Origin of the sequence: Arthrobacter sp. 9V (assembly GCF_902506065.1) — a bacterium.
In the GTDB taxonomy this organism is placed as follows: domain Bacteria; phylum Actinomycetota; class Actinomycetes; order Actinomycetales; family Micrococcaceae; genus Arthrobacter.
On the sequence record NZ_LR732912.1, the window covers coordinates 4,431,525 to 4,443,385 of the forward strand.

An 11,861-nucleotide genomic window follows, 5' to 3' on the forward strand; every position below is an offset into this window, starting at 1 on the left:
CCACCCACCTGCCGACCTTGGTATGGAACAGCTAGCACTTTGAAAGTGCTATCAAAGCACTATCGAAAAGCTAGTAGTTCAATACTCCTCCGATGGGCCCCACACCAAGGAAACAAGAGGAAGGACGGTATCAAACCAGTACCGCCGCGATAGCATTTTGATATCACTTTCGAGGTGGTATCAAATCGCTATCAGATCGAGATCCCGGAACCTCCTCCCGTTGCCACCCACCTGCCGACCTTGGTATGGAACAGCTAGCACTTTGAAAGTGCTATCAAAGCACTATCGAAAAGCTAGTAGTTCAATACTCCTCCGATGGGCCCCACACCAAGGAAACAAGAGGAAGGACGGTATCAAACCAGTACCGCCGCGATAGCATTTTGATATCACTTTCGAACTACTATCAGGTTGCGGCCAGTAGCCGCCATGGCCAGGACCTCGCCTGCACAAGCAAAGGTAGCGATGGGGGAGAGGCCATGTACCTGCATCGACCTGATATCACTTCAATATTGAATTAGTATCAAACTGCTACCGGTGGTGCGCCTTCAGTCCACAACTCCCGTTGAAGGTCCAGAAGCGGGTCCATGGCCAGCAATTACCCGGCTACATCGACCGAGTAATTGCCCCACCCAAGACAGTTCTAAGAGCTGCTGCAGTATTCTGATGTCAGGATTTCCTGACATCATCTGAGGCAGACTCAAGTCGAAACCACGCCGGAACATAGAGGGGCGCAGACGTATGAACTGGGATATGCAGGATGGGATTCACGAAGGATGGCCAGGCGCCGTTGCTCCAGACGGGCGCATCACAGGAGACATCAGAACGGGCAGCCCTTCGGTTCAAGGTATCTCGGGCAGTTTCCCACGACATCCAGTTCACGCTGACCAAGAGATTATCTCAGATGACAGAGTTGTAGGCTGGCGTTCACTATGTGCCTGCGGCTGGTTCGGTCCCTTCTGGAAACGAGTTCCGACATCCTCAGAAGCTAGCCTTTCAAAGCGCCGTGCTTTTGTACCCCTTCTTGGTGTGGCCGTGCCATCCGTCATTGTTGAGGACACCATGCGCCTTGAGTGGACAGCCCATGCAATTCCCGCTTCAGCAATTTCCGAACTGCAGGCCGCATTCCGAGTGTTGAAGATAGCAGAGGCGCGCGTGAGCAGGGGAGTGCAGTCGGCGCGATCTGCGGGCGTCTCCTGGGCCCGAATCGGACACGCGCTAGAAGTCAGCAGACAATCAGCTCATGAGCGGTGGAAATCCTAACACCAGGCTCCTGAAAGACGGACCATGGCTAGAGCCATAGCTGTGCAGCGTGCCGAAACACGCCATTCCTACTCGGTACTGCCCAGTGTTCCTCACTCTGCACACAAAAAGTGTGCGTGATTGTCGAGGGCGGCCAGCGTTCTTCCACTTCAGAGTCGCAAACGCCAGCTTCCTCGACCTGCACCTGCAAGAACCGGTCCAGGCAAGCATGTCAGGCTCGGCCTTCGCGACGGTTACGGCAGATCTAGCAAAGGTAGTCATCAAGGACTCCTGGACAGTCGGCTAAAAACTAGAGGGTGTCACTCGCGACCCTTCATGCGCAGACTTTCCAGCTCCACCCAAACAATAGAACACGCGCTGAGGCTACTGCCGGTGTCCGAGCAGTACCGGCCGGGTAGGGGAGTGCTTGCCCCTTCGGTGGCGTCATAGGCAACGCCGACTCAGTCATCCGTGGCCGGGAAGACCGTACGGATGGCGGGTACCTTACTTCTACGCCAAGTGAGTTCGCAGGTCAGCGACTCGTATTCCCGGAAACCTGGACCGAGCGATTCATAGCAGCATTCCAATGTGGCTTATGGCGCTAACTGTGGCATAAACTTGACGACTATGATGCCTTAGGAAGCCCCGCCTTTCTCAGTTGCCAGGATCATCCGGCAGCTGCTTACACCCCCCTGGTGAAGGCCATATCAGCTAGGGTCCATTCATCAGGTGGCCCCTCGAAGGCTTCCCAAGGGTAATCATCTGTGGGGGAGAGGAGCTCCGCTACTGTGTTCACGTTCTTTGAAAGCCACTCCCGCCACACTATTCGTTCAATGCGATATCTCTGGAGTTGGGCAGCTACAGCTTCCACCACACCAAAGCATTCTGCGAGCTCCTGGAGGGAGGTCGCAGCTACGATCACCCAAGATCGGGCGCCATTCCTTGAGATCATATTCCATGCTGCCAGGACCTCGAGGCTTTCGCCAACGGCGGTTCTGGACAGCTTTGTCTGAGCGACCAATTCCGTCGTTGTGAGCCCTGGCGTGCTCTCCAAGGCTTCGTAAACGAATGCCGCCGGCAAACCCAGCTCCCTGAAAACCGGCCTGAGCGAATGAATCTTTCCCTTTCGCCAGGTTAGATCCTCTGCTGCTGAGCGAAGTCCTTCGGGGATCGTCAGCATGTACAGATCACCTTTAGTTCCCCGGCCACGTTCTACCAACGTCACCAGCGGGTCATTCTCAGCACGCAAAGCCCGCAAGTGAGCGCCCACAGTTGTGTGATCCAGTCCAGTCGCCACCGCGATTGATCGATCACCAAACTCAACAAATCGAGACGCTGTCATGTGGGCGGCCGCGCCCAACGCTCTTAACACCATCCGACGTGCCAGGCCGGTGCGGGAGCTGGCGTATGCAGGCTCTCTCAGGGACAGGGCGTTTCTCCAAGATCGCAGGTAACGGTGCTCACTACTCGAATCTGGGTTTGAGGGTGTTCCTAGTAGGGGCTGTGTATTTGGCCGGCTTGTGGGGGATTTGCGGGCATTGTTATTCCCAGTCCTTGGGCCTTGGTTTTTTCGTAGGTAGTCGATCGCGTTGTTCCAGTCCCGCTTCAGGGAGGGGAGCCGGTGATGGGGAGCGTAGCGGGCGTAGAACGATGCGAGTCCGGGCCAGACGCCTTGGAGGAACCGTCGTTGAACCTCGACAAGTTTCATTCCAGCGGCGGCCGCTGCGGTCAAGACAGCCTGACGGGCTTCCGAGTCCGAGGCGTACCGGTTCGCGTCGTACAGACCCGACAGCGCCATCTGCTGCATTAGCCTGGACATCCGTCCGATCGTCTGCGGTGCGTCCGGGTCTCTGTTTTCCCAGGAAAGCGGCTGTTCCAGCCTCAAGGCCCGTACACTGGCGATTTCATCGCTCAAGTCTTGGCGTATTGAGTCCCAGACCCGAACCGTGTTTGGGCGTTTTGCAATGTCGTACGCCATGCTGAGGCTCATGGCGAGTACCTGGTGGCCGCCGCGCTTGTGAGGTGATCCTGGTGTACGCATGCAACCGTGAAGAAGGTTCTGGTGCGGAGATTTATCCAATGTCCGGTAGCGAGAGCCGAGTGCCTCGACAACATCGCGTGCCTCTGAAAAGGAAACCCTTTTCTCCAGTGGTATGTAGACGTGTCGGCCGCCATTGGGCGAGTGATCTTCAATCCACCGAGCGCCACAGCTGTGCAGCCACGATTGGAGGGACTTCACGTCTGCTTCCACCCAGTCGATACCTGCAATAGAGGAGTCGAAATCCAGGAAGAGGGCAGAGCAGCTGCCGTCTTTCCCGAAGATCCGAACTGCCGCAGGAAACGTGGGGAGCGTCTCAGTCAGAGCGCGCTCGTGCTTTTGGGGATAGGTCTTACCGCCGTCTCGGGATATGCGAATACGGGGTTGACCTGCGAGAAGAGGCGCCAGTGAGGCCCACGCCTGCGCGGCGGCAGCGGTCGGGGAATGGTCGCGAGACACGCCAGCGGGTACGACTGCTGGCAGCACGCGAGCGTGCTGTTGTACGATGAGAGCAATCCTTTCGAGGAGGTCCTGTCAGAGGGACAACAAAGGGCCGGCCCGCCAAGACCGGTTTTATAGCAAGACAAAGGTGAATCTGAAAAGATCAACCTTCACGACTTACAGTCTGAGCGCCGGGAAGCAATCCAGAATGTAAGTCACTAGCTTCGAAGGCCCGCCTAATGCGGGCCTTCCTCGTTATGAGGCTAAGCGCCCAAGCGGGAACTCCTCCTGCTGGGGAACTGCGTGCAGCTTGGTATTGGCCAGGCGTTCTTCAACCAAATCTGACAGCCAGTCGCTTACGTACTGGTAGCCCTCTGCCTTAGCAATCTGGTCCATTGCATCCGCTTTAGGTGTTGCGATGCGGAATCCGACGAATTTGCGGTCGCCTTTGGAGCGTCTGCCTGTACGTGTAACTGGAGCCATCATCCCTGTCCTTTGAACTCGGCTGCGGAGGCCGCCGCTACTTCAATAGATTGGTCGAACCAAGTGCCACCTGGCCCTAAGTAGGCGGCTGCTATACAACCGGCCTTCTCTGAAACTGAAACTACCATCGCGCGTCTTCCGGCAGTGGCATTGAAACAGAAACACCCTCCGGCGTGTTGAAACAGAAACAGGGTCTAATGGCGGAACCATCTGCATGGAGGTCTCCATGCAGCGTCAGCGCGCCCGATTATGGACAACATGCGATGCAGACCCGCGTTGGGCGTGTCGCCGCGGAGCCCTTGGGACAGAAAAGGGGGCTGAGCGTGGCATATCTAATTTCAAGCGTCCGCAAACGCTTTGATAGGTCCATGTTCGCATCACCCTAACCCGGCTTCAGACAAGTTGCAGACGTTCACATCCCGCGGCATGTGGCGACTTGATTCCCCCAAGAAATCAAGTACGCGACAGCCTACCTACGTGCTTCGCACATGTACAACCCGGTTCTAACTCATGGCCTATATGCTACGAGTGTCATCAGGTAAAATCTGATGTTGGCTGTCCGCCTGCTCTGTAGCAGTCGCATCATAAGCAGCTGACCTTGGCTGAAGGAGCTTTGAGATGGCAAATGGGGGTCGTAGCGTGTTCCTTACGCAACAGCAGAAGAAGGAGCGCCTGGCGGATCGAATGGGCATCTTGGTGGATATCTGGGAGTCAGACAACAACGCGGCGCTTACGTACAATCACGTGGAGGAATCACTTTCTGCCAACGGGATCCACCTGTCGCGGACACGGTGGTCATATTTGATCAATGGCACGGGCAGCCTGGTGACCGATCAGGAACTTCTGAAGGGCGTCGCGGAGTTCGTTTTTGGAGTGCCGGCAAGCTATCTCGTTGACCTCAACAGTGAGACTCCTCCCGAGGTAGAAGCACGGATGGAGTTCCTTGTGCAGATGCGCAAGCTCAAGGTGAAGAACTTTGCCGCGAGAAACCTGGGCGCGACGTCACCGGAAACACTGAGGATGATCACGAGGATTATCGACTCGTCGATGAACGGTGAGGATGAATGACCCTCCCACCTGTCCAGGACAAGGTTCGGGAGTTGTGCGGTGACGGCACGACATCGATGGCGGAAGTCGTCGAACGCCTGACCGTGATCTGCGAGAAACCGATCAATCTGATCGAGTACAACGAGTCCTGGGGTTCACTGACGGCATTCAAGGCCGAATTTGAAGATCGCATCAACGTGTATTTCCCGCCGCAAAATTCCCAGCAGTACAAGCTCCACTGCATCTATCACGAGCTCGGACACATCTACCTGGAGAGCCTTCAGGTAGCCCTTGCCCTGCCGGATCTCTCTGGAGAAATGCTGAGGGAAACCGCGGACGCGATTAGCATCACCTGCCGGTCGGTTCCGAACCACCCTGTCGAGCGGTGGGTGGAGGATTTCGCGTTCGAGATGTCGAAGAAGACACGTTCACGCAGCTCGTCCGATCTTGATCCTTTCCTCTGATAAACCATGAAACTGTTGCTCTTTGGGCTGCTGAGCGCCCTATGCCTCCTTCGGATCCCCTCGGTGGTCAAGGTCGCGGAATCCCGGGCCTCGTGGGTGGCATCGATCTTCGGGCTCGCGGCACTCTATGTTTTGGGAACGGTTACACCGTTGGAGGATATTGACCGCTACCTCGGTGGCATCAATGTGACGAACCTGCTCCAGGCTGCCTTCGCGCTCTTGGCAATCTTCTTCTTCAATGACAGCGTGCGGCGTCTGGCGAACGTACCCATGATCAGATGGACCTACTACGCGCCGTTGCTGAGCATTCCCATCATGGTTGCCAGCTTCGCCCTGATCCAGGACAAAGCTCCAACGGCCGCGGACTTCATTGATACCCGCATGGACCAGCTCGCTACCGCCGTGTACAGCGGCATGTACATGCTGGCGCTGTTGTTCACCGTCCTCAGGATCATCTACATGCTTCGGCACAAAGCCAAGGGACTGTACGCCACATTCTCAGCGGGCCTGCTGGTGGTTGCGGTCGCCGTTTCGTGCCACATCACATACGTGGTGCTGTTCTATTTCTCGCCCTGGGACGCCCTAGCCCGGGATATCGGCGCCTGGTTTGACCGTCTTTTCTATGTAGGCCTTTCAGTGACCGCCGCGGGATGGTTGATTCTCTTCCTGTCGAAGCAGCTGCCCAGATTGCGTCTCTGGATGATCGATGCCCTGTGGCTGACCGCGTTGAGGATGCGCGTCCGTGCCGATCGGTCACGAGTCAGTCCGGCCTGGGATCTCTTCAACGAAACGCTCGAAAACGGCGTCTACAAAAGCCTCATTGTTCTGCACAACTACGAGCGGGTGAACTTGATGGACTTCCCGGATTCTGTTCAAGGCAGGATCAGCCACATCGAAGCCAAGCTCGACGCACGGACCTAGCTCTGATCGGTCAAGATCGTGTCCCTGACCCACCTGGTCAGTTCCTTGGTGAAGGTAGAAGGCGAGGCGTTCCACTCCTGGGTGTGGTGAGCCTCGGGTAGTGATATCAAGGTGACGGTGGCCGGATTCGCGCGTTGGAACGCGGCCGAGATCTCCCAAGGAACCTCTTGATCAGCGGTCGAGTGCAAGACCAGGGTAGGGACATCCACCCTGTTGGCTACGTCCACCCAATCGAGCGCATCGAAATCAATCGGTTCTTCCAGCCCGAGCATCCTCGCGAACAAGGGGGAACCCAACAGGCGCATAACAAGGCCGACACCAACCGCCGGCACCCGGGCCCGCACTGCTCCTGCTGTAATGGCTTTCCGCCAGCTGGTGACGGGACCCACCAGGACGAGCCCGATGATCCTGTCCCGGTGGGCGCTGCGCTCTGCCGTGAGCAGGGCCATGGTCCCACCCATGGACCAGCCGGAGAGGATGACGCGCTTGGCTCCCTGAGCAACGGCGTAGGACACGGCACTTTCCACGTCACGCCATTCCGTTTGCCCCAGGTGACTCGATTCCGCCTGGGGCGGGCTGACCTCGACGTCACTGCGAAAAGTGGGAACCAGAGATGTGAATCCCAAGGAGCTGAATGCATGGACGTCTCGGAACATGATCGAGCGGTCCGTCCAGCTGCCATGGATATGGATCACCCACACGTCCTGATTTGCGGCCTCAAATAGCCATGCCGGCGCCGCGCCGTACTCGGTGGGGACATCCACCTCTTGATAGTGACCGCGGACGGCAGCGGGCTCGAAGAAAACGTCGGGGGTCCAATCGACGATTGGGCCCAGACCTCCCGGCGTAGAGCTTGACTGATCGAGCAGCCTTTCTACGAATTTTTGTTCCTCGTCGATCAGGGTGACCTCACCGACGCGCGTGTATTTGGCCGTCACTGGGTCGAACACGCCGAAGTCACCTGGGGCTTTGGTGTAGTCGTCCAAGTCAATGCGGACGCGACGTCCGCCGTCCACCATCTCTGCCCGGCGGTAGTCCTTTGGGCCTCGCTTGACGATTTTCCGAGCCATGACGACGGCGAACCCGGATAGTCCTGCGGCCGGCACAAGGAACGCCAGGCAGCTCAGGATGCGCCGTTTCGTCAGCATTGGGTCTTCGTCCTCCAAGGCGGATCAAGGGGAAAGGGGACCCAGACATCGTAACGTCCCTTACTGCCTGGTGACGGCGTAGAACATGCTCACTACAAGCGTTGCACATGTTCACTACAGGCATGTAACGTGCTTAGTGAAACAAGAAGGTATTGCTATTTGACAAGGCTTGTTATGACTGCGGCGTTCATCTACCGCGGAGGTAGTTGACATAGGCAGGAAGCATCTCGAACTCCACGGCATCAATATTGGCCTCGTACTTCACGCGCTTGCCATGCCGTTGACCTGCGGGAAAGTCGGCCGTGACGACACCGGAAGCTTCGAGGGCTTCCAGGTGGTGTTGAAGACTGGGTCGGGTCAGCTTCCTGTTGTCGTCCAGGACAATACCCTTGAGGATTTCGCCGGTGGTGCAGGGGCCGTTCTGATGCAGGTAACGCAGTATGGCCGCGTGGGCTCGATTTCCGAGAACTTCGATGGCTGCCTCAACCTCCTGCGGATGATTGGGCTGGATGAGGCGCGGCATGCGTCTATCTTGCCCGATTATTCGGATAGCTCTGAGTCGCAGATCCAAGTGTATCGCTAAATGATTAACTTTGAGCTACAGTCAAGTTGTAGGCCTTACTCGAAAGAAAGAGGCGCAACGTCCTTCGAAGGGGATCCTGCCGAAGGACGAGATGCGTCTCATGCTGACGATGTGACAAGCATCTTGGTTGGAGCAAGAGAAGAAATGGCACGGCAGCGCGGACTTGATTGCCAGTAGCTGGCAGTAGACAAGAAGCAATGCCCATGGGGGAGGGACAGGTTTTGAAGAACATGCTGCCATTCGGTACACAGCGGCCGTTAAACGCGCCACTGCCTAACTGCCGCAGGCACCGCTCGGTGGTGGAGCGATGACCACTCGTAAAGTCATTACCGGTGCCTCGATCGTTGCCCTGCTGACGGCTGGTTTGGTGACTGTTGTTCTGGATGACAGTGATCCGGCGCAGGCGGCATCATCGTGCGCGGCACCTGCCGGTGTGGCTGCTGGTCCTGCCCCTGCCGGGGGAGTGGCCGGGTTTGATGCCGAGCAGATGAAGAACGCCCAGGCGATCATGAACGCCGCCAAGTCACTAAAGCTCCCGGTCGCGGCGCAGCTGATCGGGATACAAACCGCAATCGGTGAGTCCACACTCCGCGTCGTTGACTACGGTGACGGGGCAGGCCCGGATTCTCGTGGTTTGTTCCAGCAGCGTGCCAACGGTGCGTGGGGATCGTATGCGGACCGGATGGATCCCACCATTTCGGCGACGAATTTCTTCAAGGCCCTTCAGCGCGTCCAAGGTTGGAAAACCATGGAGCCGACCATCGCTATCCACCGGACGCAGCGGAACGCTGATCCGAACCATTACACGAAGTTCCGGGCACAGGCGACGGAAGTTTTCAAAGCCTTGGGTGGAGAGTCCGGCGCAGCGGTGGACCCTTCTGGTGTGTGCCCGGCTGAAGGCAACCAGGTTGTCGGGGACTTGGCCGGTAACTGGGTCAAGCCCATGGAAGGGGCGATCAACAGCAGCGGCTACGGTCCCCGTCCTGCACCTCCCGGCACTGCCGGGGGAGTGCTGGCCAACTTCCACTACGGCATTGACTTCTTTCATCCCGGAGGGCCGGGAACGATCGTTGCCCTGACGGATATGAAGATCGTCAAGGTCCGCAATCTTGATGGCCTGTTCGGCACCGGCGTGACCGGGCAGACCGTGGATGGAAAGCTCACGATCGGCATGTACCACATGGAAGCCGGGTCGGTGAAGGTCAAGGAAGGCGACACCGTGGCCGCCGGAACACCGTTGGGCACCGAAGGCGCAACGGGCAACGTCACCGGCCGCCACCTCCACATGGAGTTCTTCGCCGGCGCCTTGCCCAACCCCATGGTCCCGATCAATCCCACCATCGACCCGGCCCCGATCATGAAAGAGAAAGGCCTTCTCTGATGCGCAAGCACCTCGCACTCACAGCCGCACTTGCCGCCGCGCTCTCCTTGAGTGCCTGCGCCGGAAACGCCAGCACCGAACCCGCGACCGGTTCGACCCCCACGGTGAACACAGGACAGGCCGGCCAGGAGAGCCACCATGCCGACGACGGCCACGACCACGGCGCCGATGAGCACTACGGCGTCCCCGAGGTGACGTGGGATGCCGCCGCGGAGAAGTCGGTTAAGGACACCGCTGCCAAGGTTATGGGCCTGTTTGCCCGTCCCGATGTTCCGGAGACAGCGTGGTTCGCGGACCTCGCCCCGCATCTCGCACCGGAATATGCCGAGGATGCGAAGTACATCGACCCGGCCAGGGTGCCCAGCCGCAAAGTCACGGACGGGCCGGCCATCAGCCGGGATGCCGGCAACCCGCTGACGGTTACCGCAACGTTCTCCACGGATGCGGGCCGCTGGACGATGCTCCTGCACCGGTCCGGGCAGCAGCAGCCCTGGCTGGTCACAGCGATCTCCCCGCAAGAACCGACGTCATGAACCCAACGACCGAACCTGAACCGAGCGAGAGGAACCATCCGATGAGCACGAACTGGCAAGGGAGCGAACGGAAGAGCCGCGCACCCATCAGCCTGATCGACACCGAACCCGAAGCAATTGCAACGGATCCGGCCACGATCATCCACGCCGTACCGGACTCCGAACCGGCTGCAGCCGAACCGAAGGCTGAAACGGTAGTTGATCACCGCGAAGCTCCGCTGGTCAGTGGCCGCCGCAGCGCAGCTGTGTTGCGCAAGGAGAACGTGAACGACCAGTTGCCGCCGGCCTCCGGCTGGCAGGCATTCCTGCGGGCGGTCAGCTTCGGTCTGATCCGTCCGAAGGTGGGCGCGGCCGAGTTGGCGCGCCGGGCGGACTTGTCCGCGATCCAGCGGGTGTACTCCCGTCCGATGCAGATCATGGTCGCCCAGCCCCTGGGTGGGGTGGGCAAGACGATGTGCAGCGTCGGGCTGGGCTCCACGTTCGGGATCCACTCAGGTCAGCAGACGCTGGTGTGGGACAACAACGAAATGATGGGCACCGCCGGCGTCCGCACCAACGCAAACGATTCCACCCGCACTGTCTGGGATCTGTTGAACGTCCTGGAGTCTTTCGAGACCGTCACCGCCCGAAAGGGTGAGCTGTCTTACTACACCCGTCATCAGGGGAACAACCAGTTCTCCGTGTTGGTCGCGGACGAGGACGCGGACCGGATGAAGTCCATTGGTGCCGATGAGTTCAACCGCATCCACACGGTGGTCAGCCGTTTCTACGACACCATCATCGTGGACACCGGGAACAACACCCGCTCAGCGAACTGGCTCGCCTCGATCGAGGTCACCGACCAGCTGGTGATCCCCACAACGCTGAAGCGCAACGCTGTCGTCTCCGCCCTGCGGATGATCGAACAGCTCGAATCCATGTCCGAGCGAACCGGCAACCCGCACTACAAAGACCTGGTGAGCAACGCCGTAGTCCTGGTCACCCAGGGCGGCGGAGCGAAAGTCTCCGCAGCCGAGCAGGCAGAGCTTCGCCAGAACCTGGCCTCCGCGGTCCGGGTCCTGATCGACATCCCTTATGACGGTGCGCTGGATACCGGCTCGATCATCGACTGGCAGCTCGTCGGTGACCCGGCCCGCCGGGCCTTCGAACGTGCCTCAGCGGAAATCGCTGAAGGGCTCCTTGCCATTGACCGCACCACATCTACCAAGACCACCAACTTCTAAGGAGCAGGAAAAACATGTTCAGCACCATCAGCAACGAAATCACCATCCGCACAGCTGTGCCCCTGATCGACAACCCGCTGGACGGCGTAACACCCAGCATTGACGTCCTCGGCGTGAAATTCGAAGGAGCCGTCCAAATGGTCCTCGGCGCACTCTGGGCTCTTGCTCTGATTCTTCTGGCCGGGGCGTTCATTTGGAACCTCATGAAGTGGGGAATCGCCCGCAATCGCGGCCACTCCGACGACCTTGAAGACGGCGCAGCCGGGGCCAAGAAGACCGGCATCGCCTTCGGTGCAGCAGCAGGAGCCAGCGTTATCATCGGCGGCATCCTGGCCCTCGCCACGGCTGCAGGAGCCTAGC

The 11,861-nt window shown here is 58.7% G+C and carries 11 protein-coding genes; 7 read left to right on the forward strand and 4 right to left on the reverse strand.

Annotated elements, in window-relative coordinates; translation table 11 throughout:
• Window positions 1–1,921: 1,921 nt before the first annotated feature.
• Both BACI9J_RS20410 and BACI9J_RS20415 read right to left on the reverse strand, forming a co-directional pair.
• Window positions 1,922–3,763: a MarR family transcriptional regulator gene (locus BACI9J_RS20410; protein ID WP_442858652.1), complete on the reverse strand. Its 1,842-nt coding sequence runs from the start codon at window positions 3,761–3,763 to the stop codon at window positions 1,922–1,924.
• Between the two features lie 210 nt (window positions 3,764–3,973).
• Window positions 3,974–4,201, reverse strand: a complete 228-nt coding sequence (locus BACI9J_RS20415; protein WP_079581835.1) for a hypothetical protein — start codon at window positions 4,199–4,201, stop codon at window positions 3,974–3,976.
• Between the two features lie 618 nt (window positions 4,202–4,819).
• Between BACI9J_RS20415 and BACI9J_RS20420 the strand changes: the two genes are divergently transcribed.
• Genes BACI9J_RS20420 through BACI9J_RS20430 form a run of 3 tightly spaced genes read left to right on the forward strand, consistent with a single transcriptional unit; the run spans window position 4,820 to window position 6,633 of the window.
• Entirely contained in the window at window positions 4,820–5,269 is a 450-nt protein-coding gene (locus BACI9J_RS20420) for a hypothetical protein (protein WP_159735970.1), read from the forward strand.
• Window positions 5,266–5,712, forward strand: coding sequence for a hypothetical protein (locus BACI9J_RS20425; RefSeq protein ID WP_159735971.1), 447 nt, complete (start codon window positions 5,266–5,268; stop codon window positions 5,710–5,712). The genes BACI9J_RS20420 and BACI9J_RS20425 overlap by 4 nt, the downstream gene beginning before the upstream one ends.
• A gap of 6 nt (window positions 5,713–5,718) precedes the next feature.
• Window positions 5,719–6,633, forward strand: a complete 915-nt coding sequence (locus BACI9J_RS20430) for a hypothetical protein (protein WP_236558791.1) — start codon at window positions 5,719–5,721, stop codon at window positions 6,631–6,633.
• Here BACI9J_RS20430 and BACI9J_RS20435 read toward each other — a convergent pair.
• Both BACI9J_RS20435 and BACI9J_RS20440 read right to left on the reverse strand, forming a co-directional pair.
• The gene (locus BACI9J_RS20435; protein WP_159735972.1) at window positions 6,630–7,781 is read right to left on the reverse strand and encodes an alpha/beta hydrolase family protein; all 1,152 of its coding nucleotides are present in this window, start codon (window positions 7,779–7,781) and stop codon (window positions 6,630–6,632) included. The genes BACI9J_RS20430 and BACI9J_RS20435 overlap by 4 nt on opposite strands.
• A 187-nt stretch (window positions 7,782–7,968) precedes the next feature.
• Window positions 7,969–8,304, reverse strand: coding sequence for an ArsR/SmtB family transcription factor (locus BACI9J_RS20440; RefSeq protein ID WP_159735973.1), 336 nt, complete (start codon window positions 8,302–8,304; stop codon window positions 7,969–7,971).
• Between the two features lie 367 nt (window positions 8,305–8,671).
• On the opposite strand from BACI9J_RS20440, the gene BACI9J_RS20445 reads away from it, so the two are divergent.
• Genes BACI9J_RS20445 through BACI9J_RS20460 form a run of 4 tightly spaced genes read left to right on the forward strand, consistent with a single transcriptional unit; the run spans window position 8,672 to window position 11,860 of the window.
• Window positions 8,672–9,745, forward strand: coding sequence for a M23 family metallopeptidase (locus tag BACI9J_RS20445; RefSeq protein WP_159735974.1), 1,074 nt, complete (start codon window positions 8,672–8,674; stop codon window positions 9,743–9,745).
• Window positions 9,745–10,278, forward strand: coding sequence for a hypothetical protein (locus BACI9J_RS20450; protein ID WP_159735975.1), 534 nt, complete (start codon window positions 9,745–9,747; stop codon window positions 10,276–10,278). The genes BACI9J_RS20445 and BACI9J_RS20450 overlap by 1 nt, the downstream gene beginning before the upstream one ends.
• A 41-nt stretch (window positions 10,279–10,319) precedes the next feature.
• On the forward strand, window positions 10,320–11,501 hold the full coding sequence (locus tag BACI9J_RS20455; protein WP_159735976.1) for a MinD/ParA family ATP-binding protein: 1,182 nt from the start codon (window positions 10,320–10,322) through the stop codon (window positions 11,499–11,501).
• A gap of 14 nt (window positions 11,502–11,515) precedes the next feature.
• Window positions 11,516–11,860 (forward strand): hypothetical protein, encoded by a 345-nt coding sequence (locus BACI9J_RS20460; RefSeq protein WP_159735977.1) that lies wholly within the window; start codon window positions 11,516–11,518, stop codon window positions 11,858–11,860.
• Window position 11,861: the final 1 nt, after the last annotated feature.

What these genes read in the sequence shown, in the direction of transcription:
- BACI9J_RS20415 (WP_079581835.1), bottom strand. Translation starts at nt 4,201, where the DNA reads ATGGCTCCAGTTACACGTACAGGCAGACGCTCCAAAGGCGACCGCAAA.
- BACI9J_RS20420 (WP_159735970.1), top strand. Translation starts at nt 4,820, where the DNA reads ATGGCAAATGGGGGTCGTAGCGTGTTCCTTACGCAACAGCAGAAGAAG.
- BACI9J_RS20425 (WP_159735971.1), top strand. Translation starts at nt 5,266, where the DNA reads ATGACCCTCCCACCTGTCCAGGACAAGGTTCGGGAGTTGTGCGGTGAC.
- BACI9J_RS20430 (WP_236558791.1), top strand. Translation starts at nt 5,719, where the DNA reads ATGAAACTGTTGCTCTTTGGGCTGCTGAGCGCCCTATGCCTCCTTCGG.
- BACI9J_RS20435 (WP_159735972.1), bottom strand. Translation starts at nt 7,781, where the DNA reads ATGCTGACGAAACGGCGCATCCTGAGCTGCCTGGCGTTCCTTGTGCCG.
- BACI9J_RS20440 (WP_159735973.1), bottom strand. Translation starts at nt 8,304, where the DNA reads ATGCCGCGCCTCATCCAGCCCAATCATCCGCAGGAGGTTGAGGCAGCC.
- BACI9J_RS20445 (WP_159735974.1), top strand. Translation starts at nt 8,672, where the DNA reads ATGACCACTCGTAAAGTCATTACCGGTGCCTCGATCGTTGCCCTGCTG.
- BACI9J_RS20450 (WP_159735975.1), top strand. Translation starts at nt 9,745, where the DNA reads ATGCGCAAGCACCTCGCACTCACAGCCGCACTTGCCGCCGCGCTCTCC.
- BACI9J_RS20455 (WP_159735976.1), top strand. Translation starts at nt 10,320, where the DNA reads ATGAGCACGAACTGGCAAGGGAGCGAACGGAAGAGCCGCGCACCCATC.
- BACI9J_RS20460 (WP_159735977.1), top strand. Translation starts at nt 11,516, where the DNA reads ATGTTCAGCACCATCAGCAACGAAATCACCATCCGCACAGCTGTGCCC.